The organism is Pseudomonas sp. Marseille-Q8238, assembly GCF_965111915.1.
Map to the genome: position 1 here is coordinate 2,392,998 of NZ_CBCOPI010000001.1, position 23,566 is coordinate 2,416,563.

Genomic DNA, 23,566 nt, shown 5'->3' on the forward strand with positions numbered 1-23,566 from the left:
GTTAAACGTTATTGCTCTACGGTATTGCCGTGGGACAGGCTGTACACATAGGCGGCCAGCAGGTGCACCTTGTCGTTGCCGAGGAAGGCTTCCTGGGCAGGCATGTGGCCACTGCGACCATAACGAATGGTCTGCTGCAGTTGAGCGTAGCTGCTGCCGTAGATGAACGCCGACGGATTGGTCAGGTTCGGCGCGCCCATGGCTGCAGTGCCCTTGCCGTCTGCGCCGTGGCAGGCGAAGCAGGTGCTCGAGAAGATCTTGCGACCCGCCTCGATATCAGCAGTTACGCCTTCTGGCAGCGTGCGGCCAGCCAGTTCGGTGAGTACGAAAGCAGCGACATTCTTGACGCCATCTTCGTGGATCGCCGGGCCTTGCGGCGGCATCAGGCCGGTACGACCGCCCATGATGGTGGTCTTGATGGTTGCCGGATCACCACCCCAACGCCATTCGTTGTCGGTGAGGTTAGGGAAGCCATAGGCACCCTTGGCATCGGAACCGTGGCAGACCGAGCAGTTGGAGGCGAACAGGCGGCCACCCATTTTCAGGGCTTGCTCATCCTTGGCCACTTCTTCGATCGGCATCGCAGCGTATTTGGCATAGATCGGACCGTACTTGGCGTCGGCCTTGTCCATTTCCTTTTCCCACTGGTGCACGCCAGTCCAGCCCGGCTCACCGTTGGCGAACGGTTTGCCTTCGGATATTTCGCTGTAGCCCGGCAGCAGGCCTTTCCAGGTGCCCAGGCCCGGGTAGAGCACCAGGTAACCCAGGGCGAAAACCACGGTGCCGATAAACAGCATGAACCACCACTTGGGTAGCGGGTTGTCGTATTCGGCAATGCCGTCGAACTCGTGGCCGACGGTTTGATCCGTTCCTTCCTGGCGTTGACCCTTGCGCACGCCGAACAGCAGTGCGGTCAGGGCAATGATGGTGCCCAGGCTCAGAACGGTGATGTACAGACTCCAGAAGGTAGTCATTCTTTATTGCTCCCAGAAGCTTGGTCGTCACGCTTTTTGGCGGGAGCGTCGTCAGCAAAGGGCAGGTTGGCGGCTTCGTCGAAGCTGTCTTTGCGTCGGCTGCTGTATGCCCAGAGCACTACGCCTATGAAAGCGATGAAAACCACTGCGGTGCCAATACCGCGAAGCATCCCGATATCCATCATGCGTTACCGTTTGTTCTTGATTGAGGTGCCCAGACCTTGCAGGTAGGCCACGAGGGCTTCCATCTCGGTCTTGCCTTTGACAGCGTCTTTGGCGCCGGCAATGTCTTCATCGGTATAGGGCACGCCCAAGGAGCGCAGGGCGGAGAGCTTGGTGGCGGTGTTCTTGCCATCCAGCTTGTTCTCGACCAGCCATGGGTACGCCGGCATCTTCGACTCAGGCACTACGTTGCGCGGGTTGTACAGGTGCGCACGGTGCCAGTCATCGGAGTAGCGGCCGCCAACGCGGGCCAGGTCCGGACCGGTACGCTTGGAACCCCACAGGAAGGGGTGGTCCCAGACGCTTTCGCCGGCTACGGAGTAGTGGCCATAGCGCTCGGTTTCGGCGCGGAACGGACGGATCATCTGCGAGTGGCAGCCAACGCAGCCTTCGCGGATGTAGATATCACGACCTTCCAGCTCCAGCGCGGTGCGCGGCTTCATGCCTTCAACGGGCTCGTTGACGACGTCCTGGAAGAACAGGGGAACGATCTGGGTCAGGCCGCCAATACTGACGGCCAGGACCATGAACAACGCCAGCAGGCCGATGTTCTTCTCGACTATTTCGTGGCTTTTCATCAGTGAGCGACCTCGGCAGGGATGCGAGCGGCGGCTTCGTATTCAGCCGGCTTGGCAGCACGCACGGTGCGGTAGGTGTTGTAGGCCATCAGCAGCATGCCGGTGAGGAAGAACGCCCCGCCGATCATGCGCACCAGGAAGCCTTCGTGGCTGGCGACCAGCGCTTCGACGAAGGAGTAGGTGAGGGTGCCGTCTTCGTTGACCGCACGCCACATCAGGCCCTGGGTGATGCCGTTGACCCACATCGAGGAGATGTACAGCACGGTACCGATGGTAGCCAGCCAGAAGTGGGCGTTGATCAGCGTGATGCTGTGCATCTGCTCGCGGCCGAACACTTTAGGCAGCATGTGGTACAGCGCGCCGATGGAAATCATCGCTACCCAGCCGAGGGCACCGGCGTGTACGTGGCCGATGGTCCAGTCGGTGTAGTGGGAGAGGGCGTTGACGGTCTTGATCGCCATCATCGGGCCTTCGAAGGTGGACATGCCGTAGAAGGCCAGGGACACCACGAGGAAGCGCAGGATGGGGTCGCTGCGCAGCTTATGCCAGGCGCCCGAGAGGCTCATCATGCCGTTGATCATGCCACCCCAGCTTGGAGCCAGCAGGATGATCGACATGGCCATGCCGAGGGACTGGGCCCAGTCTGGCAGTGCGGTGTAGTGCAGGTGGTGCGGACCGGCCCAGATGTACAGGGTGATCAGCGCCCAGAAGTGCACGATGGACAGGCGATAGGAGTAGATCGGGCGCTCGGCTTGCTTCGGAACGAAGTAGTACATCATCCCCAGGAAGCCGGTGGTCAGGAAGAAGCCTACCGCGTTGTGGCCGTACCACCACTGCACCATGGCGTCAGTGGCGCCGGCGTAGATGGAGTAGGACTTGAACAGTTCAACCGGGACCGACATGTGGTTGACGATGTGCAGCATCGCGGTAACCAGAATGAAGGCGCCGTAGAACCAGTTACCCACATAGATGTGCTTGGTCTTGCGCTTGATGATGGTGCCGAAGAACACCACCGCATAAGTGACCCACACAATGGCCAGCAGGATGGCGATCGGCCACTCCAGCTCGGCGTACTCTTTCGAGGTGGTGTAGCCCAGCGGCAGGGTAATGACCGCGAGCACGATGACCGCTTGCCAGCCCCAGAAGGTGAAGGCGGCGAGGCCGTCGGAAATCAGGCGGGTCTGGCAGGTGCGCTGCACCACGTAGTAGGAGGTGGCGAACAGGGCGCAACCGCCGAAGGCGAAGATCACCGCGTTGGTGTGCAACGGGCGCAGACGGCCGAAGCTGGTCCAAGGCAGATCCAGGTTGAGTTCCGGCCACACGAGTTGTGCGGCGATGAACACGCCTAGACCCATTCCGATGACTCCCCAGATCACCGTCATAACGGCGAACTGGCGGACCACCTTGTAGTTATAAGCAGTCTGACTGATTGCTGTGCTCATGCGAGGGGTTCCACGGTTAATGGACTTTCTTAGGGGGTAAAAATCGGCGGCAAGTATGTAGAAAGGAGGCCCCCATTGCAACGCCACATGCCTGCGCGATCAAGGTTTTAGCGGGGCTCGGGGGATATCGGGTGCCCCCGTGCCGAGGTCCTTTGGTCGCAGGAAAACCCTACGAAAGAGGGTAATAGCCTTGGATTTGTTACGGAATACATCCCTGGGCAGCTTAGTTCATGGCAAAGACATGAACAGGCAGCGTGTCGGCAGGTGCGACACTGAGTCGCATAACGTATTTGAACTCGGGCGGTGGTGCCGAGGTGCGGTGGTAAAAATGCCAGGGCGCCATAGGGCGCCCTGGCTAACCGTCATTTACTGGCGGTGTCTTCCTCCACCTGTTGCGACAGGCTGTAGACATAGGCGGCCAGCAGGTGAGCTTTGTCGTTGCCGAGAAAGTCCTCCTGGGCTGGCATGTGGCCGGTACGGCCATAACGGATGGTCTGCTGCAGTTGAGCCAGGCTGCTGCCGTAGATGAAGGCCGACGGGTTGGTCAGGTTCGGGGCACCCAGCGCCGGGGTGCCCTTGCCATCGGCACCGTGACAGGCGAAACAGGTGGTCGAGAAGATCTTCTCGCCCGCATCGACATTGGCTGCGGCATCTTCCGGCAATGGACGGCCAGCCAGCTTGGTCAATACGAAGGCAGCTACATCACGCACCCCTTCATCCCCGATCATCGCGCCTTGTGGCGGCATGATGCCGGTACGACCCGCCAGGATGGTGGTCTTGATGCTGGCCGGCTCGCCACCCCAGCGCCACTCGCGGTCGCTCAGATTGGGGAAGCCATAGGCACCCTTGGCATCGGAACCATGGCAAACGGAGCAGTTGGAAGCGAACAGGCGACCGCCCATTTTCAGGGCTTGCTCGTCTTTGGCCACGTCCTCGATTGGCATGGCGGCGAACTTGGCGTAGATCGGCCCGTATTGCAGATGGGCTTTGTCCATTTCGCGTTGCCACTGGTTGACCTGGGTCCAGCCATCCTCGTAGCCGGGAAGTACGCCTTTCCAGTTACCCAGGCCCGGATAGAGCGCCAGATAGACCAGGGCGAAGATCAGGGTCCCGAGGAACAACATGAACCACCACTTGGGCAGCGGGTTGTCGTACTCCTCGATGCCGTCGAAGGCATGCCCCATGGTTTTATCCGTGGTGCCCGGGCTCTCGCCACGGCGCGTGGCGAAAAGCAGGGCGAACAGGGCAACCAGGCTGCCCAGCGTAAGCAGGGTGATGTAGACACTCCAGAAAGAACTCACGGTTGTGTACTCCAAGACATGAACAGGCTGCTGTACTGAATGGTCATGACTTACCTCTTGTTCTTCAGGCTGGTGCCAAGGACTTGCAGGTAGGCGACCAGCGCATCCATCTCGGTCTTGCCGCTCAGCGCCGCCTTGGCACCGGTCAGGTCTTCATCGCTGTACGGAACGCCGAGAAAACGCAGCGCTTCGATCTTGGCGACGATGGACGTATCGTCCAGCTTGTTCTCGACCAGCCACGGGTACGCCGGCATCTTCGACTCAGGCACCACGTTGCGCGGGTTGTACAGGTGCGCACGGTGCCAGTCATCGGAGTAGCGGCCGCCCACGCGGGCCAGGTCCGGCCCGGTACGCTTGGAGCCCCACAGGAAGGGGTGATCCCAGACGCTTTCGCCGGCTACGGAGTAGTGGCCATAGCGCTCGGTTTCGGCGCGGAACGGGCGGATCATCTGCGAGTGGCAGCCAACGCAGCCTTCGCGGATATAGATGTCGCGACCTTCCAGTTGCAGGGCGGTATAGGGCTTCATGCCCTGTACCGGCTCATTGACCACGTCCTGGAAGAACAGCGGAACAATCTGGGTCAGGCCGCCGATGCTCACGGCCAGCACCATCATCAGTGCCAGCAGGCCGACGTTCTTTTCAAGGATTTCGTGTTTGCTGCTCATCAGTGGGCTCCCTCGGCAATCTGGGCGCTGGCGTCATATTCGGCAGGAGTCGAGGCGCGCACGGTGCGGTAGGTGTTCCAGGCCATGATCAGCATGCCGGCGAAGAAGATCGCGCCGCCGAGCAGGCGTACCACGAAGCCGGTATGGCTGGCTTGCAGGGCTTCTACGAAGGAGTAGGTGAGGGTGCCGTCTTCGTTGACCGCACGCCACATCAGGCCCTGGGTGATGCCGTTGACCCACATCGAGGCGATGTACAGCACGGTGCCGATGGTCGCCAACCAGAAGTGCGTGTTGATCAGCGCAGTGCTGAACATCTGCTCGCGGCCAAAGACCTTGGGCAGCACGTGATACAGCGCGCCGATGGAGATCATGGCTACCCAGCCGAGGGCGCCGGCGTGTACGTGGCCGATGGTCCAGTCGGTGTAGTGGGAGAGGGCGTTGACGGTCTTGATCGCCATCATCGGGCCTTCGAAGGTCGACATGCCGTAGAACGCCAGGGAGACGACCAGGAAGCGCAGGATCGGGTCGCTGCGCAGCTTATGCCAGGCGCCTGATAGGGTCATCATGCCGTTGATCATGCCGCCCCAGCTGGGTGCGAGCAGGACCAGGGACATGACCATGCCCAGCGACTGAGCCCAATCCGGCAGGGCGGTGTAGTGCAGGTGATGCGGGCCGGCCCAGATGTACAGGGTGATCAGCGCCCAGAAGTGCACGATGGACAGGCGATAGGAGTACACCGGGCGTTCGGCCTGCTTGGGCACGAAGTAGTACATCATCCCCAGGAAGCCCGCGGTGAGGAAGAAGCCCACGGCGTTGTGACCGTACCACCATTGCACCATCGCATCGGTAGCGCCCGCATACAGCGAGTAGGACTTGTTCCAGGTAACCGGCACGGCCAGGTTATTGACGATGTGCAGCAGGGCCACGGTGAGGATGAACGCACCGAAGAACCAGTTACCCACGTAGATATGCTTGGTCTTGCGCTTGGCCAGTGTGCCGAAGAACACGATGGCGTACGCGACCCAGACGATGGTGATCAGGATATCGATCGGCCACTCCAGCTCGGCGTACTCCTTGGAGGAGGTCCAGCCCATGGGCAGGCTGATGGCTGCGAGGACGATCACAAGTTGCCAACCCCAGAAGGTGAAGGCTGCCAGCTTGTCCGAGATCAGACGGGTCTGGCAGGTACGCTGCAGGGAGTAATAGCTGGTGGCGAACAGGGCACAGCCGCCGAATGCGAAGATCACGGCATTGGTGTGCAGAGGTCGCAGGCGACCGAAACTGGTCCACGGCAGGTTGAGGTTCAGGTCCGGCCAGGCCAGTTGGGCGGCAATGAATACGCCGACCCCCATCCCGACTATGCCCCAAATCACCGTCATAATGGCGAACTGGCGGACCACCTTATAATTGTAGGCGGCGCTGCTGGTTGTGTTCATGTGTTGGGCTTCCATCCACGGTTTATGAAAAGCATGGCAAGCATGGGTAAAGGCGTGATGAGCGGTATTGACAGGGATCAATGCGGGGCTGGCGATTGGCTATGGGACAGGGTGGACGGAATGTCGCAGGTCACCCTGATTCTCGCCCATGGTGCGGGCGCGCCGATGGACAGCAGCTTCATGCAGCAAATGGCTGCGTTACTGGCGGCAAGGGGCGTTACGGTGGTGCGCTTCGAGTTTCCTTATATGGCGGCTCGCCGACAGGACGGTGGCAGGCGGCCGCCCAATCCGCAGACGCAGCTGCTTGCCTGCTGGCGTGAGGTGTACGCTGCGGTGCGTGCGCAGGTGACGGGGCCGGTGGCGATTGGTGGCAAGTCCATGGGCGGGCGCATGGCCAGCCTGCTGGCTGATGAGTTGGGGGCCGATGCGTTGGTCTGCCTGGGCTATCCGTTCCACCCGCCGGGCAAACTGGACAAGCCGCGCGTGGCGCATCTGGCCGAACTGCGGACATGCACATTGATCGTGCAGGGGGAGCGTGATGCCCTGGGCAAGCGGGAAACCGTCAGTGGTTACACGCTATCCCCAGCCATCGAGCTTCATTGGCTCGTGGCCGCAGACCATGACCTGAAGCCGCTGAAGTCATCCGGCTGGACTCATGAACAGCATCTGATCAGTGCTGCAGATGCCATTGCCGAGTTTCTGCTATGCGTTTAGGGGGCTATCGATATTTCGATATGGATGGTCGGAGCGAGACAGTTGCGAGCATTCAACTTTTCCGTCCGATTGGTGGGCTGAAGCCCACCCTACGTAGGGTTCAGGCTCTGTAGGGTGGGCTTCAGCCCACCGGCTGCGGCATCCGCAATTGCATCAAAGAGGCCCGCGCATAGGGCAGGGTTGGAAATGTATTTCCATCCGGCCAATGAGTTGAAACGAAACGTAAACAGCCCTTAGCAAGCCCAGGCCTGGGCGCAGTAAAAAAAGCCGGTATAAACCGGCTTTTTTATGGCGTGAACATCAGCGGTTGAAACGCTCGACCAGTGAATACTGGTCCTGCGCGGTGGCCGTCAGGGCCTCGCTCAGCTCGGCTGTGCTGTGGGCCTCGCTGGAGGTCTGGTCGGCCAACTGGGCGATGGTGGTGATGTTCTGGTTGATCTCTTCGGCCACGGCGCTCTGTTCCTCGGCAGCGGCGGCGATCTGGTTGGCCATGTCGGTGATGTTGGCCACAGCCTCACTGATGCCGATCAGGGCCTGGTCGGCTTTCAATACGCGTTCGACGCCTTCATCGGCATGGCGACGGCCGACGGCCATGGTGGTCACGGCGGCCTCAGCGGTGCGTTGCAGATTGGCGATCAGTGCGTGGATCTGCCCGGTGGACTCGGTCGTGCGCTGCGCCAGCGAGCGGACCTCATCGGCAACCACGGCAAAGCCTCGGCCCATTTCACCGGCCCTGGCTGCTTCGATAGCGGCGTTGAGTGCGAGCAGGTTGGTCTGGTCGGCAATGCCTTTGATCACATCGACCACGCCACCAATCTCGTTGCTGTCTTGGGCCAGGCGCGACACGGTCTCGCCGGTTTCGCCCACGGAGATGGAGAGGCGCTGAATGGCCTCGCGGGTTTCCGCCGCCACATCACGCCCCTCACCGGTAAGGCGATTGGCCTCCTGGGTGGCAATGGCGGTGCGTGCCACGTTGCTGGCGACTTCCAGTGTGGTGGCTGCCATTTCGTTGACCGCCGTAGCGACCTGTTCCGTCTCGATGCGCTGGCGGTCTAGACCGGCAGAGCTGTTATGCGCCAGCTGGTCGGCCTGGCGGGCCTGGTTCGTGAGTTGTTCGGCGGTGTCCTGCAGGCGGGTCAGGCAGGTTTTCAGGCGTGCTTCCTGGCTGAGCATGGCCATTTCCAGGCGTGCCTGGGTTCCGCGGCTGTCGGTATACATCCGGGCTATCAGCGGGTCGGAGGTGGCCTGTTCGGCGAGGTGCAGCAGGCGTTTGAGCCCACGGTTCTGCCAGGCAATGCCGAGCATGCCAAAGGGAATGCTGAGCGCAGCGGCGAGCAGGAAGCCCCAAGTCGAGCCGAGTAGACTGCCGATGAAGAAGCCGACCTGGCTGATCAGGATGAAAGGCAGCCAGGCCTGTACCAGTGGCAGCCAACGGTCCACGGCCGGAATGGCGCTCTTGCCAGCGTTAACCCGCTGGTAAAGCTCTTCGGCGCGGCGCACCTGCTCAGTCGTTGGCTTGATGCGCACGGACTCATACCCGACAACCTGGCCATTATCGAGAACGGGCGTGACGTATGCATTGACCCAGTAATGGTCGCCGTTCTTGCAGCGGTTCTTGACGATGCCCATCCATGGCCGCCCTTTGCGCAGCGTGCCCCACATGTGCTGGAACACCGCCGATGGCACGTCAGGGTGGCGCACGAGGTTGTGCGGCGCTCGAATCAGCTCGTCGTGGCTGAACCCGCTGATGTCGACAAAGGCTTTGTTGCAGTAGGTGATCTGCCCCTTGAGGTCGGTGGTGGAGATCAGGCGTTGCTGGGAGGGAAACGTACGCTCACGCTGCGTTACAGGCTGGTTGTTTCGCATGGCAGTGGATTCTTATGGTGTCGAATACAAAGGGCATCGGCCGCCAGGTCAAAAAGATGAGGCCGAAAAACTGGTTGCAGTGTAACGCAGCAAGTAGATGAAAAATATTTTGGCGCCAAACTGCCGGTGAAAATAGGCAGGGCTATAGAGATTCTTGCGAAGTGCAAATGATGGCGGATAAGAAAGTGGTTTTGCAGCAGAAATCGACTCTGGCAAATAGCGGAGTGTCAATTGTTCAAAAGTGCTGGTTTTTTATTGGTACACCCGTGCCATGCCGCAGGCTATCGGCTTTACGGGGCGTGGTAAGCGCCGGGCAAAAATAATTAATGGAACTATGACCGCTTTTTAAATCTGCTTTGCCCCATATTCAGCACATATCGAAGAAGTTCAGGACTCCGGTAATTTACTTGATTCAACTCTCGTTTCGTTTGCATCAACTCTTACAGGTTTATCGTTCACTCTCTTTGGCTAATAAAGCTATCAAGCCGTAACGGCATGCTGCCAGCGACCGTAGTCGCTGGCAGCATGGGTTTAGCGGGCGAGCAATTGACGCAGTACGTAATGCAGAATGCCACCGGCCTTGAAGTATTCCACCTCGTTCAAGGTGTCGATGCGGCATAGCACCTCGACGCGTTCATGGCGCCCCTGGTCATCAGTGATTTCCAGCGTCAGCGTCATGGATGGTTTCAACTCGACCCCATCCAGTCCGGTAATGGCCAGGCGTTCATTGCCGGTGAGGCGCAGCGTCTGGCGATCCTGGCCGTCCTGGAACTGCAGGGGCAATACGCCCATGCCGACCAGGTTGGAGCGATGGATGCGCTCGAAGCTCTGCGCGATAACGGCTTTCACGCCCAGCAGGTTGGTGCCCTTGGCGGCCCAGTCGCGGCTGGAACCGGTGCCGTATTCCTTGCCGGCCACGATTACCAGCGGCGTTCCTTCGGCCTGATAACGCATGGCTGCGTCATAGATCGCCAGCTTCTCGCCACTGGGAATGTGCAGCGTGTTGCCACCTTCCTCGCCACCGAGCATTTCGTTGCGGATGCGAATATTGGCGAAAGTGCCGCGCATCATCACTTCGTGGTTGCCGCGTCGCGAGCCATAGGAGTTGAAGTCCTGGTAGTCCACGCCATGCTCGCTCAGGTAGCGCCCGGCCGGGCTGTCCTTCTTGATGTTGCCGGCTGGGGAGATGTGGTCGGTGGTCACCGAGTCGCCGAGCAACGCGAGAATGCGGGCGTTGTGAATATCAACGATGGGTGGTGGCGCATCAGTGATGCGGTCGAAGAACGGCGGGTGCTGGATATAGGTGGAGTCGTCCTGCCAGACATACGTGGCCGCCTGCGGGACATCGATGGCTTGCCACTGCGCGTCACCGCTGAACACCTCGGCGTACTCCTTGCGGAACATGGCGGTATCGACCTTGGCCACGGCCTCGGCGATTTCCGTCTGGCTGGGCCAGATATCCTTGAGGTAGACCGGCTGGCCATCCTTGCCGGTACCCAGTGGCTCGGTGGCAAGGTCGATACGCACCGTGCCGGCCAGGGCATAGGCGACTACCAGAGGTGGCGATGCCAGCCAGTTGGCCTTGACCAGCGGGTGCACGCGGCCCTCGAAGTTACGGTTGCCCGAGAGCACTGCAGCGACCGTAAGATCGGCCTGTTGAATGGCTTTTTCGATAGGTTCGAGCAGTGGCCCGGAGTTGCCGATACAGGTGGTACAGCCATAGCCGACCAGGTCGAAGCCCAGTTCATCGAGGTAGCGGGTCAGCCCGGCGGCATTGAAGTACTCGGTCACCACCTTGGAGCCGGGTGCCAGCGAGCTTTTCACCCAGGGTTTGCGCTGCAGTCCCTTGGCCACCGCTTTCTTGGCCAGCAGGCCGGCGGCCATCATCACGCTGGGGTTGGAGGTATTGGTGCAGGAGGTGATGGCGGCGATCACCACCGCGCCGTTCTTCAGGCGCTGGGACTGGCCCTGGTACTCGTAGTCGACTTCACCTGTTGCCGCATTGCTGCCCACGGCCGCGCCGCCGCCACCTTCGCTGATCAGCCGGCCTTCTTCCTTGCTGTCGGGCTTGAGTTGCAAGCCGAGCAGTTGCTCGAAGGCTTGCGAGACCTGGGATAGCGGTACGCGATCCTGCGGGCGTTTGGGGCCGGCTAGGCTGGCTTCGACGCTGCTCATGTCCAGCTCCAGGCTGTCGCTGAAAGCCGGCTCGTGGCCGTCCTCACGCCACAGCCCCTGGGTCTTGCAGTACGCCTCGACCAGCGCCACGGTTTCTTCGCTGCGCCCGGACAACCACAGGTAACCGAGAGTGATCGCATCGACCGGGAAGAAGCCACAGGTGGCGCCATATTCCGGGGCCATGTTGGCGATGGTCGCGCGGTCGGCCAACGGCAGGTCGGCCAGGCCGTCGCCGTAGAACTCGACGAATTTGCCGACCACACCTTTCTTGCGCAGCATCTGGGTCACGGTCAGCACCAGGTCGGTAGCGGTGATGCCTTCGCGGAGCTTGCCGGTCAGTTTGAAACCGATCACCTCGGGAATCAGCATCGACACCGGCTGGCCGAGCATGGCGGCTTCCGCTTCGATCCCGCCCACGCCCCAGCCAAGCACGCCGAGGCCGTTGATCATGGTGGTGTGCGAATCGGTACCGACCAATGTGTCGGGAAAGGCGAAGGTGACGCCATCTTCTTCCTTGGTCCATACCGTACGGCCAAGGTATTCAAGGTTGACCTGGTGGCAGATGCCCGTGCCCGGCGGTACCACCCGGAAGTTGTCGAAGGCATTCTGACCCCAGCGCAGAAACGCATAACGCTCGCCATTGCGCTGCATCTCGATGTCGACGTTTTCGCCAAAGGCCGAGGCCGACGCGTACTTGTCGACCATCACCGAGTGATCGATGACCAGGTCCACCGGTGACAACGGGTTGATCTTCTGCGGGTCGCCCCCGGCCTTGGCCATGGCCGCACGCATGGCAGCCAGGTCGACGACGGCCGGTACGCCGGTGAAGTCCTGCATCAGGACGCGTGCGGGGCGGTACTGGATCTCGTGGTCGGAATGGCGCTGCTGCAGCCAGGCGACCATGGCGTGGATGTCCTTGCTGGTGACGCTGAGGTCATCCTCCCAGCGCAACAGGTTTTCCAGCAGCACCTTCAATGACAAGGGCAGTTTGGCGATATCGCCGAGGTGCTTGGCAGCCTCTGAGAGGCTGTAATAGTCGTAGGTCTTGTTGCCTACCTGCAGGGAACGGCGGCATTTCAGGCTATCCAGGGAAGACATTGCATTTCTCCTTTTGGGAGCGGGAGGACCGGATCGAAACTTGAAGCTAGTCCCGGCTTGGCACGCCCGCCACTTCACTTGACCCGGCAGGCGCACCGGAGGTTCCTGTCTCGGCTATCATGCGCGCCTTCAGGAGAAATACGATGAATACCTTGTTACTGCATTGCCGCCCTGGCTTTGAGGGGGAAGTGTGCGCCGAGCTGAGCGAACATGCCGCGCGCCTGGAGGTGCCCGGCTATGCCAAGGGCAAACCCGGCAGCGCCTACGCCGAATTCATCTGCAGCGAGTCTGGCGGCAGTGAGCGGTTGATGCATGCCTTGCACTTCGACCGGCTGATCTTCCCGCGGCAATGGGCACGCGGCGATTACGTGCAGTTACCGGAAACCGATCGCATTGCCGTGCTGCTGGAGCAGTTGGCGAGCTATCCGGTGTGCGGCAGCCTGTGGCTGGAGGTATTCGATACCAATGATGGCAAGGAGCTGTCGAATTTCTGCAAGAAGTTCGAGGCACCGTTGCGCAAGGCGCTGAGTAAGGCTGGGCGCTTGGGCGAGGATGCGAGCAAGCCTCGCCTGTTGCTGACGTTTCGTAGTGGGCGGGAGGTTTTCCTGGGCCTGGCCGCGGCAAACAATTCGGCGCTGTGGCCCATGGGCATTCCCCGTCTGAAGTTTCCACGCGAAGCGCCGAGCCGCTCGACATTGAAGCTGGAAGAAGCCTGGCACCAGTTCATCCCACGCGAACAATGGGAAACCCGGCTCTCGGACGAGATGACTGGTGTCGATCTGGGCGCTTCGCCGGGCGGCTGGACCTATCAACTGGTGCGGCGCGGCATGCTGGTGACGGCCATCGACAACGGGCCAATGGCCGAGAGTCTGATGGATACCGGCCTGGTCCAGCACCTGATGGTCGATGGTTTCACCTGGAAGCCCAAGCAGCCGGTGGACTGGATGGTGTGCGACATCGTCGAGAAGCCGGCGCGCAATGCCGCGTTGCTGGAGACCTGGATCGGCGAAGGCTTGTGTCGCGAAGCGGTGGTCAATCTCAAGCTGCCGATGAAGCAACGCTACGCCGAGGTGCGCCGTCTACTGCTGCGTCTCGAAGATGCTTTCGCCGCGCGCAAGATCAAGGTCTCGATCGCCTGCAAACAGCTCTATCACGACCGAGAGGAAGTAACCTGCCATCTGCGGCGACTGTCCTGAGCACGTCGCATCGGCGAGAATAGATCACTGAATTGCGGAGTACCCCGATGTCCCACCAAGCCGACGCCATACTCGATGCCTGCGGGCTGAATTGCCCAGAGCCGGTGATGATGCTGCACAACAAGGTACGCGAGCTGCCTGCGGGCGGCCTGCTCAAGGTTCTGGCCACCGACCCGTCGACGCGTCGTGATATTCCCAAGTTCTGTCTGTTCCTGGGTCACGAACTGGTCGAGCAGAACGAAGAAAACGGCACTTACCAGTACTGGATTCGCAAGAAGCTGGACTGACAAGGCGAGGAGCGCCCTCGTAGGGTTCACCGCGCACACCGGTGCACATTGAAGGGCATGTTGCTGGGGATGGCGCACCCTGTGCGAGCTCTCCGGAGAGAAGAAGGCTGTTATCAGGCCTCAACCCAGTCAATGCGCCGCTTGGAACTGTGTTTCAAGCGGATCACCAGCATCACCGCCGCACAGGTCAAGCCGACCACCAGTCCCTGCCATAACCCTTTGGGGCCGGACGGCTCACCGAACCAGTGGCTCAACCCCAGAGCGTAGCCCACTGGCAAGCCGATTCCCCAGTAAGCGAACAGCGTGAGGATCATCGTTACCCGGGTGTCCTGATAACCACGCAGGGCGCCGGCAGCGGTCACCTGGATGGCATCGGAGAACTGGAACAGCGCCGAGTAGACGAGCAGGCTGGCTGCCAGCGCGATGACCTCTGGCGAATCGGTATAGATTCGCGCGATTTCCTCACGCAGCACGAGCATCAAACTGGCCGACAGGCAGGCATAGCCCAGCGCCGCGCCCATGCTGATGCCGGCGGCAAATCGCGCTTCGCGTGGCTCACCGCGGCCCAGTGCATGGCCCACGCGCACGGTCGCGGCCATGCCCAGCGAGTAGGGGATCATGAAGACCAGCGAGCTGAAGTTGAGAGCGATCTGGTGCCCGGCGACAACCGACGCCCCCAGGCCGCCGATCAGCAAGGCAATCACCGAGAAGATGCTGGCCTCGGCGAAGATCGCCACGCCAATCGGCACGCCAATGGACAGCAACCCCTTGATGATCTGCCAGTCGGGCCATTGAAAACGGCTGAACAACTGGCTGGCCTGGTAGTAGGGCGCACGTCGTACCCACCAGAACAAACCGAACAACATGCCCCACATGACGATGCCGCTGGCCCAGCCGCAGCCGACCCCGCCCAGTGCGGGCAGACCGAATTTGCCGTAGATCAGGACGTAATTGAGCGGGATGTTCAGCAGCAATCCGCCGATACCGAAGATCATGCTCGGGCGGGTATGCCCCAGGCCATCACTGAAACAGCGCAGCACATGGTAGAGCGCCACGGCAGGAAAACCGAAGGCAATACCGTGCAGATAGCCCATGGACAGCTCCGCGAGTTGCGTATCGACGCCCATCAGCAGCAACACCGGTTTGGCATTCCACAGTAGGAATGACGCGCTGCAGCCAATGACCAGCGCCAGCCACAGCGCCTGACGGACCAACGGCCCGGTTTGCGCCTGGTTGCCTGCGCCGAAATGCTGGGCAACCTTGGGCGTCGTAGCCAGCAGCAAGCCAGTCATCAACAGAAACACCGGAACCCACAACGAGTTGCCCAGCGCCACGGCCGCCAGATCTCGCGGACTCACGCGGCCGGCCATCACTGCATCGACAAAGCCCATGGCGGTATGCGCCAGCTGGGCAATGATGATCGGAATGGCCAATGTCAGCAGGGCGCGCAATTCGGTGAAGGCGCGTGCTGTACGGGTTTGGATGAGCATTGAATGACCAACGGAAGGGCGCGAGGCGGCGCATTCTACGCGCTGCCGGATCGGTCAGGAAAGCCTCGGCGGACAGGCATACCCAGGTTCTGCCTCAGCGCCTAGAATGACGCCTCAATCCCGGAGGACCTCATGCGTATTGTCGCTGACGAAAACATTCCCCTGCTTGATGCGTTCTTTGCCGGCTTCGGTGAGATCCGCCGCTGCGCCGGCCGCGCCATCGACCGCGATGTGCTGGGCGATGCCGAAGTGCTGCTGGTGCGCTCGGTAACTCGGGTGGACCGGGCCTTGCTCGAAGGTTCGTCGGTGCGTTTCGTCGGCACCTGCACCATTGGCACCGACCATCTTGATCTCGATTACTTCCATGAGGCGGGTATCGCCTGGTCCAGCGCACCCGGCTGTAACGCGCGTGGCGTGGTCGATTACGTGTTGGGTTGTCTGTTGGCCATGGCTGAAACCAGCGGCAGCCCCTTGTCGCAGCGCCGCTACGGCGTGGTTGGGGCTGGGCAGGTCGGCGGCCGTCTGGTGCATGTACTGCGCGGGCTGGGTTGGTCGGTGCAAGTCAGTGATCCCCCTCGGCAGGCGCGTGAAGGTGGTGATTTCGTCGAGCTGGAAACGTTGTTGCGTGATTGTGATGTGATCAGCCTGCATACCCCGCTGGATCCGAGCACCCGTCACCTGATCGATGCCGAACGGCTGAAACGTCTGCAACCCGGCACCTGGCTGATCAATGCCAGCCGTGGCGCCGTGGTGGACAACGCCGCACTGCGCCAACACCTGCAGCAAGGGGCTGATCTGCAGGTGGCGCTGGATGTGTGGGAGGGCGAGCCGCTGGTCGACAGTGAACTGGCTTCCTTGTGCCAACTCGCGACTCCGCATATCGCCGGCTACAGCCTGGGAGGCAAGCTGCGTGGTACTGCGCAGATCTACCAGGCCTATTGTGCGGCAAGCGGGCAGGCCGAGACCGTGAGCCTGGCTGACCTGCAGCCTGAAGCCTGGCTCGACCAGCTGACTCTGAGCGCCGTCACCCCACCGGATTGGGCACTGAACATGCTTTGCCGCGCGGTGTATGACCCGCGTCGTGATGATGCGGATTTTCGGCGCACCTTGCAGGGCAGCGAAACCCAGCGCCGCAGCGCCTTCGACGCGCTGCGCAAGCATTACCCGCCACGGCGGGAGATCGATGGATTGAAGGTGGCAATTAAAGGGGAGTCCGAGGCATTGCAGCAGGTAATTGATGCACTGGGCGCCACACGCCTTTGAGCGACTGTCCCAGGACAAAGGAGAGGGCATGAACACGTTTCATCTGGGCCTGATCATCAATCCCCTGGCTGGCCTGGGTGGTACGGCGGCGCTCAAGGGCAGTGATGGCGTGGCACAGGAGGCTCTGGCGCTCGGCGCCGAACCACGGGCCGCAGAACGTACGCGCATCGCTCTCGAATGCCTGCGCCCGGTCGCCGAGCGGGTGACCTTCCTGACCTTTCCCGGCCCCATGGGCGCCGACCTGCTGGCGCAGTTGGGCTTTGCCCATCAGGTATTGGGCAGCCTTGAAAATGGGGCGACCTGCGCCGATGACACACGCCAGGCCATGCACCTGCTGCAGGAAATCGGTTGCGCGCTGATCCTGTTCGCGGGTGGCGACGGTACGGCTCGCGACATCTGTACCGCCGCCCGCGAGGGGCAGCCGGTGCTGGGTATTCCGGCTGGAGTGAAAATCCACTCCGGGGTCTATGCCATCAGCCCGAGAGCGGCGGGTGAGCTTACGCGGCGGTTGGTCGAAGGCGGCCTGGTGCGGCTGACCAGCGGCGAGGTGCGCGATCTTGACGAGGCGGCCTTGCGCCAAAGCAAGGTCAGCGCGCGCTGGTACGGCGAGCTGACGGTGCCGGAGGAGGGTGGCTTCATGCAGCATGTGAAGCAGGCCGGCATGGAATCGGAAGAGCTGGTGCTGGTCGACCTCGCCGACTGGCTGCGCGATAGCTGGGAAGAAGGGGTGCGCTATGTCTTCGGGCCGGGCTCGACCTTGCACGGGCTGGCCGCCAATCTGAATCTGCACACCACCTTGCTGGGTGTAGATGTCATCGAGAATGGCCAGGTGATCGCTCACGATGTGACCGAGCGCGAGCTCTTCAATCTGGTCGACGGCTATCCTGCGCGTCTGCTGGTCACGGCAATCGGCGGCCAGGGCCACATCATTGGGCGCGGCAATCAGCAGATCAGCCCGCGCGTGTTGCGTGCCATCGGCCTGGAGCATCTACGCGTCGTGGCGAGCAAGCGCAAGCTCGGTACGCTGGAAGGGCGGCCGCTGCTGGTCGACAGTGGTGACCCTCTGCTGGATGACACATTCCCCGATGCCGTACGGGTGTGGGCCGGCTACAGGGAAGAACTGCTTTACCCGGTGGGGTGGGGTAGTTGACGCTGGAATCAGGGAGATATTGAAATGCAAACAGGCAGTTTTTCGTACCGTAATCCTCCGCTTCCTCGCTGCAGCGCGCTGGTCAGGGCATCGATTCTCTGGATGGGACTCTGCCTGGCGCTGCTATCCCCGCCAGGCTGGGCCAGTATCGACGCGCAGCGTCTGGTTGACTCGGCCCGCCAACAGGTGGGCGTGACCCTGAGCTATGACCCGGTCTATCGCAAGCTCGATTACCCCGGCGGTGATGTACCGCTGTCGACGGGCGTATGCACCGACGTGGTCATCCGCGCTCTGCGCGACCAGGGGTTGGATCTGCAGCAAGCGGTACATGAGGATATGCGCGCGCATTTCTCCGTCTACCCGAAGAACTGGGGGCTGCGCAGCACCGACCGCAATATCGACCACCGCCGCGTTCCCAATCTGATGACCTGGTTGCGTCGCCAGGGTATGGCCCAGCCTGTCTCGGAGGTCGCGACTGATTACCGTGCCGGGGATATCGTCACCTGGGATCTGGGCCGGGGCCTGACCCATATCGGTATCGTCTCCGACCGGCAAACGACGAGCGGTGTGCCGCTGGTCCTGCATAATATCGGCAGCGGAACCCGCGAGGAGGACATCCTGCTGCGCTTCAAGGTGATCGGCCACTACCGCTTTCCCGGCAAGGGCTAGGTTCTGTACGAAAAGTCGTCGAGCGAAGGTCAGGCAAGGCAAAACAGGCGAAGAAGCGGAGTTTACGTGCTGTAAATGAGCATTCTGGGCCTGTTTTTAACGCAGCCTCACCGAGCGCAGGCACTTTTCGTACAGAATCTAGCGAGCAAGGTGAGGCCGGGGGGCATGCAGTTTCATTGAGTAGCGAGTAGGGTGGGCCGGGCGGCGCTCCGCTCTAGCCCACTATCCACCGGCAGAGGTGGGCGGAAGCGGAGCGCCGTTTAGACCAGAGCGACGTTACTCCTCGAACCGCCCCGCACTGTCACGGTCATGCTGATAACGCCTCGTGAGTGAAAAGGGCGGCAGCCAGGCTTCACGACGGACAATCCAGCTTTCGTAGGTGGGCATCAGTTGGTCTGGGGCATCGAGGGACCCCAGGTTCACTTCGATTTCGTCAGCGGTGCGAGAGAAAACCGACGAGCCGCAGCGTGGGCAGAAGAATCGTCCAGCGTAGTCGCGGGTTTCGCCCATGATCGACACCGACTCCTGGGGAAAAATCGCCGACGCATGGAACAGCGCCCCATGGTGCTTGCGGCAATCGAGGCAGTGGCAAAGCCCTACCCGATAGGGCTGTCCCGAGGCCACGAAGCGTACGTTGCCGCACAGGCAGCCGCCGGTGAATCGCTCCATGCTGTATCTCCTCTATGACTCAGCGTTCACGATGCGCTCCGGGTCACGATCGATCAAGCCCGCTTGATGTTGTGGCGCATCGCCCCCATCTGCTTGGGCAGGACTGTTGTGTTGCTGCACCCCATGGCCGGCTGCTAACGGTCGAGACTGATTTCTGCCTGGGCGGTTGCCCATCTGCGAGTGCCACATGCTTTCGATCCTGTCTGCCCGTCAGCGCAATGCCGTGCGCATGGCCGGGCGCTTCGTTGCACCGTACCGCTGGCGGGTGATCGGTGCCTTACTGGCGTTGATGTTCACCGCTGCCATCACGCTGTCCATGGGGCAGGGCATTCGCCTGCTGGTGGACCAGGGCCTGGCTACACAATCCCAGGAAGCGCTGAATCACTCGATTGCGCTGTTCTTCGTGCTGGTGGTGGCGCTGGCCATCGGTACATTCACCCGCTTTTATCTGGTGTCGTGGATCGGCGAACGCTTCGTGGCCGATATTCGCAAACGCGTGTTCAACCACCTGATTGCCCTGCATCCCGGGTTCTACGAGAGCAACCGGGCTTCGGAAATCCAGTCGCGACTGACCGCCGACACCACCTTGCTGCAGACCGTGATCGGCTCCTCGCTGTCGATGGCGCTGCGCAACGGCATCATGATGGTCGGCGGCATCGGCCTGCTGTTCTTCACCAACCCCAAGCTCAGTGCCATCGTCATCGTCGCGCTGCCGCTGGTGGTGGCGCCGATCCTGATCTTCGGTCGCCGGGTGCGCAGCCTGTCGCGGCAGAGCCAGGACCGGGTCGCCGACGTGGGCAGCTATGTCGGCGAGACCCTCGGCCAGATCAAGACGGTGCAGGCCTACAATCACCAGGCGCAGGACCGGCAGCGCTTTGGCGCAACGGTAGAGGCGGCGTTCGCCACCGCGCGCAAGCGCATCACCCAGCGCGCCTGGCTGATCACCGTGGTCATCGTGCTGGTACTCGGCGCGGTCGGGGTGATGCTCTGGGTCGGCGGCATGGATGTGATCGCCGGGCGTATTTCCGGCGGCGACCTGGCTGCCTTCGTGTTCTACAGCCTGATCGTCGGCATGGCCTTCGGCTCGATCAGCGAGGTCATTGGCGAGCTGCAAAGCGCGGCAGGCGCGGCGGAGCGGATTGCCGAGCTGCTGCAGACACGCAATGCCATCGTCGCGCCCGAAGAGAGCTTGATCCAGCTGCCAGCGCGCATCAGCGGCGCCATCGAGCTGGATGCCGTGCGCTTCGCCTATCCGTCACGTCCCGATCATTTCGCCGTGGATGGCATCAGCCTGCAGGTGCGCCCGGGGGAAACCCTGGCCCTGGTCGGGCCCTCGGGCGCCGGCAAGTCGACCCTGTTCGACCTGCTGTTGCGTTTCTTCGATCCCCAACAGGGGCGCATCCTGGTTGAAGGACACCCCATCAACCGGCTCGATCCGACGGACCTGCGTCGTTGCTTCGCTCTGGTTTCGCAGAATCCCGCGCTGTTCTTCGGCACCGTTGAGGACAACCTGCGCTATGGCAAACCTGACGCCAGCCAGGCCGAAGTCGAGGCGGCCGCCCGGGCAGCGCATGCCCACGCGTTTATCCAGCGCCTGCCACAGGGCTATCAGACCCACCTGGGTGATGCGGGACTGGGCCTGTCCGGCGGCCAGCGCCAGCGTCTGGCCATTGCTCGTGCCTTGCTGGTGGATGCGCCGATCCTGTTGCTGGATGAAGCCACTAGCGCGCTGGACGCTGAAAGCGAGCACCTGATCCAGCAAGCGCTGCCGACGCTGATGCAGGGCCGGACCACGCTGGTCATCGCGCACCGCCTGGCCACGGTGAAGAGTGCCGACCGTATCGCGGTGATCGAGCAAGGGCGGCTGGTCGCCATTGGCAGTCACAGTGAACTGGTCGCTTCCAACCCACTCTATGCGCGACTGGCCGAGCTGCAATTCAACCACGATGCAGGAGCAGAGGAGTGAACGATAGGGATTTCATGGTGGTGGTGCTGGGCGGTTATGGCAACTTCGGCCAGGTGATCGTCCAGCGATTGAGCAGCATTGCCGGCATGCGTGTCTGGGTTGCCGGGCGCGATCTGGCCAAGGCCGAAGCGCTGGCGCAACAGACGGGCAGCCAGGCAGTGCGCCTGGATATCAATCAGACGGATCTGGGCCAGCGCCTTCGCGAGCTGGGCACGCACCTGGTGATCTCCACGGCCGGCCCCTTTCAGCGCCAGGACTATCGGGTGGCGAAGGCCGCTATCGCCGCCGGCGCGCACTATATCGACCTGGCGGATGCGCGGGCGTTTGTCTGCGGGATTGACGAGCTCGACGAAGCCGCACGCAAGGCCGGGGTGCTGGTGTGCAGCGGCGCCAGCTCCGTGCCGGCATTGAGCGCGGCCGTCGTCGATCATCTGTTGCCGCAATTCAGCCAACTGCACAGCATCTGGCATGGCATCAGTTCTTCGGAAAAGACGCCCGGCGTCTCGACCCTGGCGGGTGTACTCGACTACTGCGGCAAGCCCATACGGCAGTGGCGCGAGGGTGCCTGGCAGACAGTCCATGGTTGGCAGGAGCTGAGCGCTCACGATTTCCCTGCACCGCAGGGGAAACGCTGGGTGATCAACTGCGACATCCCCGATCTGCAGCTGTTTCCTGTCCGTTATCCAGGCGTACGCAGCGTGCGCTTCTCGGCCGGGGTCGGCTTGCGTGTTACCCAGTTTGGCACCTGGCTGTTGTCCTGGCTGGTACGTGGCGGCCTGCTGCGCAGCGCCGTACCGCTGGCGGCTTTCCTGCGCAAGGGCGCTGTGCTGCTGGAGCCGTTCGGCGATGGCATAAGTGGCATGTTCGTGCGTTTGCAGGGGCTGGACCTGAGTGGCAACGCGCTGCAGCGGGTGTGGGAGCTGCAAGCATTGAACAACGATGGCCCGAACATCCCCTGCATGGCGGCCGTGGCGTTGGCCCGCAAACTGGCAGCTGGCACGCAGGCTGAACGTGGTGCGATGCCCTGTATCGGTCTGCTCGATCTGCAGGAGTACCTGAGCGAGTTAGAGGGCTTGGCGATCACCACCGCCGAGCGCTGATCTCACGCGTGGTTTGCCCGCGGCTTGATGGTGGCTGCGGCACCAGCAGAGGCCATGATGATCGCACCGATGGCCAGCCATTGCTGAGTGCCCAGGCGCTCGCTGAGGAAAATCAGCCCGGACAATGCAGCAATGGCCGGCTCCATGCTCATCAGAATACTGAAGGTACGGGCCGGCAGGCGGGTGAGGGCGATCATCTCCAGCGAGTAGGGTAATGCCGAGGACAGCACGGCAACGGCCAGCGCCACAGGCAGCAGATCCACGGAAAACAACGCACTACCGGCTTCCCAGAGGCCAATCGGGAACACCAGAATCGCGGCAACCAGCGTGCCGAGTGCGACTGTGTGGCTGCCATGTTCAGCGCCGGCCTTCTGACCGAAGACGATATAGGCTGCCCAGCACACGCCTGCAGCGAGCGCCAGGGCCATGCCCAGAGGGTCAAGGTGTTCGTTGGATTGTTGCGTCGGCAAGAGCAGCCATAGACCGAAAATCGCCAGGATGATCCAGGCAAAATCGAGCACGCGGCGTGATGAGAACAATGCCAGCGCCAGCGGCCCGGTGAACTCCAGAGCGACGGCAATCCCCAGCGGAATCGTCTTCAGCGACATGTAGAACAGCAGGTTCATGCCGCCCAGAGAAACGCCGTAGGCCAGCAGCGAGCGGCAGGAGCCCAATGTAAGACGCGCCCGCCACGGGCGCATCACCAATGCCAGAATCAGCGCACCCAGACTGAGCCTCAGGGCAGTTGTGCCTTCCGCCCCGACCAGGGGGAACAGGCTCTTGGCCAGCGAAGCGCCTCCCTGGATGGATGTCATCGCGACCAGAAGCAGGGCGATGGGCAGGATGACCGAACTGGTCAGTGTGAGGCGAGGCATGGGTACATCCGTCAGGTAAGGGTGTGATTCATCTGCAAAGAAAAAACCGGCCACCAGGGCCGGTTTTCTGGTGCCGCGACGTACTCAGCGATATTCGCAGAGGTAGGCCGTGTCGACGGCAACCTGAAGCTGAAACTTGCTGTTCGCCGGTACGGTGAACTGGCTGCCAGCAGCAAAGGTTTCCCAGCTTTCGCTATCTGGCAGCTTGACGGTCAGTGCGCCAGCTACCACGTGCATGATCTCCAGTTGGCTGGTGCCAAACTCGTACTCGCCTGGGGCCATCACACCCAGCGTAGCCGGACCTTCGCTCATGGTGAAGCCGATGGATTTGACGGTGCCGTCGAAGTACTCGTTGACCTTGAACATGCAGGTTTCCTCAAGGGTTAAAAAAGGTGGGCCAGTATGCCGAAGGCGCGTGAAGGCGTCATCC

21 protein-coding genes are annotated in these 23,566 nt (G+C 61.7%); 8 read left to right on the plus strand and 13 right to left on the minus strand.

The genetic code is table 11. From position 1 onward, the window contains the following. Positions 1-8: 8 nt before the first annotated feature. The 7 genes from ccoP (ACWPW0_RS11105) to ccoN (ACWPW0_RS11135) all read right to left on the minus strand — a co-directional run bounded on the left by ccoP (ACWPW0_RS11105) (position 9) and on the right by ccoN (ACWPW0_RS11135) (position 6,618). Positions 9-974, minus strand: coding sequence for a cytochrome-c oxidase, cbb3-type subunit III (gene ccoP / locus ACWPW0_RS11105; RefSeq protein ID WP_447591804.1), 966 nt, complete (start codon positions 972-974; stop codon positions 9-11). After that, positions 971-1,156, minus strand: coding sequence for a cbb3-type cytochrome oxidase subunit 3 (locus tag ACWPW0_RS11110; protein WP_447591803.1), 186 nt, complete (start codon positions 1,154-1,156; stop codon positions 971-973). Before ACWPW0_RS11110 ends, ccoP (ACWPW0_RS11105) begins: the two co-directional genes overlap by 4 nt. A gap of 6 nt (positions 1,157-1,162) precedes the next feature. Then, a complete protein-coding gene (gene ccoO / locus ACWPW0_RS11115) occupies positions 1,163-1,774 on the minus strand; it encodes a cytochrome-c oxidase, cbb3-type subunit II (RefSeq protein ID WP_447591801.1) in 612 nt (203 codons plus the stop codon). Further along, positions 1,774-3,216, minus strand: a complete 1,443-nt coding sequence (gene ccoN, locus ACWPW0_RS11120; protein WP_447591799.1) for a cytochrome-c oxidase, cbb3-type subunit I — start codon at positions 3,214-3,216, stop codon at positions 1,774-1,776. Before ccoN (ACWPW0_RS11120) ends, ccoO (ACWPW0_RS11115) begins: the two co-directional genes overlap by 1 nt. A 362-nt stretch (positions 3,217-3,578) precedes the next feature. Then, a complete protein-coding gene (gene ccoP / locus ACWPW0_RS11125) occupies positions 3,579-4,517 on the minus strand; it encodes a cytochrome-c oxidase, cbb3-type subunit III (RefSeq protein ID WP_454255348.1) in 939 nt (312 codons plus the stop codon). 50 nt (positions 4,518-4,567) lie between these two features. Next, positions 4,568-5,182, minus strand: coding sequence for a cytochrome-c oxidase, cbb3-type subunit II (ccoO, locus tag ACWPW0_RS11130; RefSeq protein WP_454255349.1), 615 nt, complete (start codon positions 5,180-5,182; stop codon positions 4,568-4,570). After that, complete coding sequence (gene ccoN / locus ACWPW0_RS11135; protein WP_447591793.1) at positions 5,182-6,618, minus strand: cytochrome-c oxidase, cbb3-type subunit I; 1,437 nt, start codon at positions 6,616-6,618, stop codon at positions 5,182-5,184. Before ccoN (ACWPW0_RS11135) ends, ccoO (ACWPW0_RS11130) begins: the two co-directional genes overlap by 1 nt. A 42-nt stretch (positions 6,619-6,660) precedes the next feature. Between ccoN (ACWPW0_RS11135) and ACWPW0_RS11140 the strand changes: the two genes are divergently transcribed. After that, positions 6,661-7,332: an alpha/beta fold hydrolase gene (locus tag ACWPW0_RS11140; RefSeq protein ID WP_454255350.1), complete on the plus strand. Its 672-nt coding sequence runs from the start codon at positions 6,661-6,663 to the stop codon at positions 7,330-7,332. Between the two features lie 300 nt (positions 7,333-7,632). On the opposite strand, the gene ACWPW0_RS11145 is transcribed toward ACWPW0_RS11140, so the two are convergent. Further along, positions 7,633-9,198 carry a methyl-accepting chemotaxis protein gene (locus ACWPW0_RS11145; protein ID WP_447591791.1) on the minus strand — a complete coding sequence of 522 codons (1,566 nt, stop codon included), beginning with the start codon at positions 9,196-9,198 and terminating at the stop codon, positions 7,633-7,635. A gap of 531 nt (positions 9,199-9,729) precedes the next feature. After that, entirely contained in the window at positions 9,730-12,471 is a 2,742-nt protein-coding gene (gene acnA, locus ACWPW0_RS11150) for an aconitate hydratase AcnA (RefSeq protein WP_454255351.1), read from the minus strand. Between the two features lie 143 nt (positions 12,472-12,614). Between acnA and rlmM the strand changes: the two genes are divergently transcribed. Then, a complete protein-coding gene (gene rlmM / locus ACWPW0_RS11155; protein WP_454255352.1) occupies positions 12,615-13,667 on the plus strand; it encodes a 23S rRNA (cytidine(2498)-2'-O)-methyltransferase RlmM in 1,053 nt (350 codons plus the stop codon). A gap of 47 nt (positions 13,668-13,714) precedes the next feature. Next, positions 13,715-13,954 carry a sulfurtransferase TusA gene (tusA, locus tag ACWPW0_RS11160; RefSeq protein WP_447591786.1) on the plus strand — a complete coding sequence of 80 codons (240 nt, stop codon included), beginning with the start codon at positions 13,715-13,717 and terminating at the stop codon, positions 13,952-13,954. A 113-nt stretch (positions 13,955-14,067) separates the two neighbouring features. Here tusA and ACWPW0_RS11165 read toward each other — a convergent pair whose 3' ends face one another. Beyond that, positions 14,068-15,444, minus strand: coding sequence for an MATE family efflux transporter (locus ACWPW0_RS11165; RefSeq protein WP_454255353.1), 1,377 nt, complete (start codon positions 15,442-15,444; stop codon positions 14,068-14,070). 132 nt (positions 15,445-15,576) lie between these two features. Between ACWPW0_RS11165 and pdxB the strand changes: the two genes are divergently transcribed. The 3 genes from pdxB to ACWPW0_RS11180 all read left to right on the plus strand — a co-directional run bounded on the left by pdxB (position 15,577) and on the right by ACWPW0_RS11180 (position 18,526). Then, positions 15,577-16,707, plus strand: a complete 1,131-nt coding sequence (gene pdxB, locus ACWPW0_RS11170) for a 4-phosphoerythronate dehydrogenase PdxB (protein WP_454255354.1) — start codon at positions 15,577-15,579, stop codon at positions 16,705-16,707. 28 nt (positions 16,708-16,735) lie between these two features. Beyond that, a complete protein-coding gene (locus ACWPW0_RS11175) occupies positions 16,736-17,857 on the plus strand; it encodes an ATP-NAD kinase family protein (protein WP_454255355.1) in 1,122 nt (373 codons plus the stop codon). A gap of 102 nt (positions 17,858-17,959) precedes the next feature. Next, complete coding sequence (locus tag ACWPW0_RS11180; RefSeq protein WP_454255356.1) at positions 17,960-18,526, plus strand: DUF1287 domain-containing protein; 567 nt, start codon at positions 17,960-17,962, stop codon at positions 18,524-18,526. Between the two features lie 276 nt (positions 18,527-18,802). On the opposite strand, the gene ACWPW0_RS11185 is transcribed toward ACWPW0_RS11180, so the two are convergent. Continuing rightward, positions 18,803-19,195, minus strand: a complete 393-nt coding sequence (locus tag ACWPW0_RS11185) for a GFA family protein (protein WP_454255357.1) — start codon at positions 19,193-19,195, stop codon at positions 18,803-18,805. A gap of 187 nt (positions 19,196-19,382) precedes the next feature. Between ACWPW0_RS11185 and ACWPW0_RS11190 the strand changes: the two genes are divergently transcribed. Next, positions 19,383-21,161, plus strand: a complete 1,779-nt coding sequence (locus ACWPW0_RS11190; RefSeq protein WP_454255358.1) for an ABC transporter transmembrane domain-containing protein — start codon at positions 19,383-19,385, stop codon at positions 21,159-21,161. Next, positions 21,158-22,261, plus strand: a complete 1,104-nt coding sequence (locus ACWPW0_RS11195) for a saccharopine dehydrogenase family protein (protein WP_454255359.1) — start codon at positions 21,158-21,160, stop codon at positions 22,259-22,261. Before ACWPW0_RS11190 ends, ACWPW0_RS11195 begins: the two co-directional genes overlap by 4 nt. A gap of 2 nt (positions 22,262-22,263) precedes the next feature. Here ACWPW0_RS11195 and rhtA read toward each other — a convergent pair whose 3' ends face one another. After that, positions 22,264-23,136, minus strand: a complete 873-nt coding sequence (rhtA, locus tag ACWPW0_RS11200; protein WP_454255360.1) for a threonine/homoserine exporter RhtA — start codon at positions 23,134-23,136, stop codon at positions 22,264-22,266. A gap of 84 nt (positions 23,137-23,220) precedes the next feature. Next, a complete protein-coding gene (gene ppnP, locus ACWPW0_RS11205; RefSeq protein ID WP_447591768.1) occupies positions 23,221-23,502 on the minus strand; it encodes a pyrimidine/purine nucleoside phosphorylase in 282 nt (93 codons plus the stop codon). Between the last annotated feature and the right edge of the window lie 64 nt (positions 23,503-23,566).

Coding starts and splice junctions, on each gene's coding strand:
- ACWPW0_RS11140 (WP_454255350.1), top strand. CDS start 6,661: ATGGGTAAAGGCGTGATGAGCGGTATTGACAGGGATCAATGCGGGGCT.
- ACWPW0_RS11190 (WP_454255358.1), top strand. CDS start 19,383: ATGCTTTCGATCCTGTCTGCCCGTCAGCGCAATGCCGTGCGCATGGCC.
- rlmM (WP_454255352.1), top strand. CDS start 12,615: ATGAATACCTTGTTACTGCATTGCCGCCCTGGCTTTGAGGGGGAAGTG.
- ccoN (WP_447591799.1), bottom strand. CDS start 3,216: ATGAGCACAGCAATCAGTCAGACTGCTTATAACTACAAGGTGGTCCGC.
- ACWPW0_RS11180 (WP_454255356.1), top strand. CDS start 17,960: ATGGGACTCTGCCTGGCGCTGCTATCCCCGCCAGGCTGGGCCAGTATC.
- acnA (WP_454255351.1), bottom strand. CDS start 12,471: ATGTCTTCCCTGGATAGCCTGAAATGCCGCCGTTCCCTGCAGGTAGGC.
- ACWPW0_RS11145 (WP_447591791.1), bottom strand. CDS start 9,198: ATGCGAAACAACCAGCCTGTAACGCAGCGTGAGCGTACGTTTCCCTCC.
- rhtA (WP_454255360.1), bottom strand. CDS start 23,136: ATGCCTCGCCTCACACTGACCAGTTCGGTCATCCTGCCCATCGCCCTG.
- ACWPW0_RS11110 (WP_447591803.1), bottom strand. CDS start 1,156: ATGGATATCGGGATGCTTCGCGGTATTGGCACCGCAGTGGTTTTCATC.
- ACWPW0_RS11165 (WP_454255353.1), bottom strand. CDS start 15,444: ATGCTCATCCAAACCCGTACAGCACGCGCCTTCACCGAATTGCGCGCC.
- tusA (WP_447591786.1), top strand. CDS start 13,715: ATGTCCCACCAAGCCGACGCCATACTCGATGCCTGCGGGCTGAATTGC.
- pdxB (WP_454255354.1), top strand. CDS start 15,577: ATGCGTATTGTCGCTGACGAAAACATTCCCCTGCTTGATGCGTTCTTT.
- ccoO (WP_454255349.1), bottom strand. CDS start 5,182: ATGAGCAGCAAACACGAAATCCTTGAAAAGAACGTCGGCCTGCTGGCA.
- ppnP (WP_447591768.1), bottom strand. CDS start 23,502: ATGTTCAAGGTCAACGAGTACTTCGACGGCACCGTCAAATCCATCGGC.
- ccoP (WP_447591804.1), bottom strand. CDS start 974: ATGACTACCTTCTGGAGTCTGTACATCACCGTTCTGAGCCTGGGCACC.
- ccoO (WP_447591801.1), bottom strand. CDS start 1,774: ATGAAAAGCCACGAAATAGTCGAGAAGAACATCGGCCTGCTGGCGTTG.
- ccoN (WP_447591793.1), bottom strand. CDS start 6,618: ATGAACACAACCAGCAGCGCCGCCTACAATTATAAGGTGGTCCGCCAG.
- ACWPW0_RS11185 (WP_454255357.1), bottom strand. CDS start 19,195: ATGGAGCGATTCACCGGCGGCTGCCTGTGCGGCAACGTACGCTTCGTG.
- ACWPW0_RS11175 (WP_454255355.1), top strand. CDS start 16,736: ATGAACACGTTTCATCTGGGCCTGATCATCAATCCCCTGGCTGGCCTG.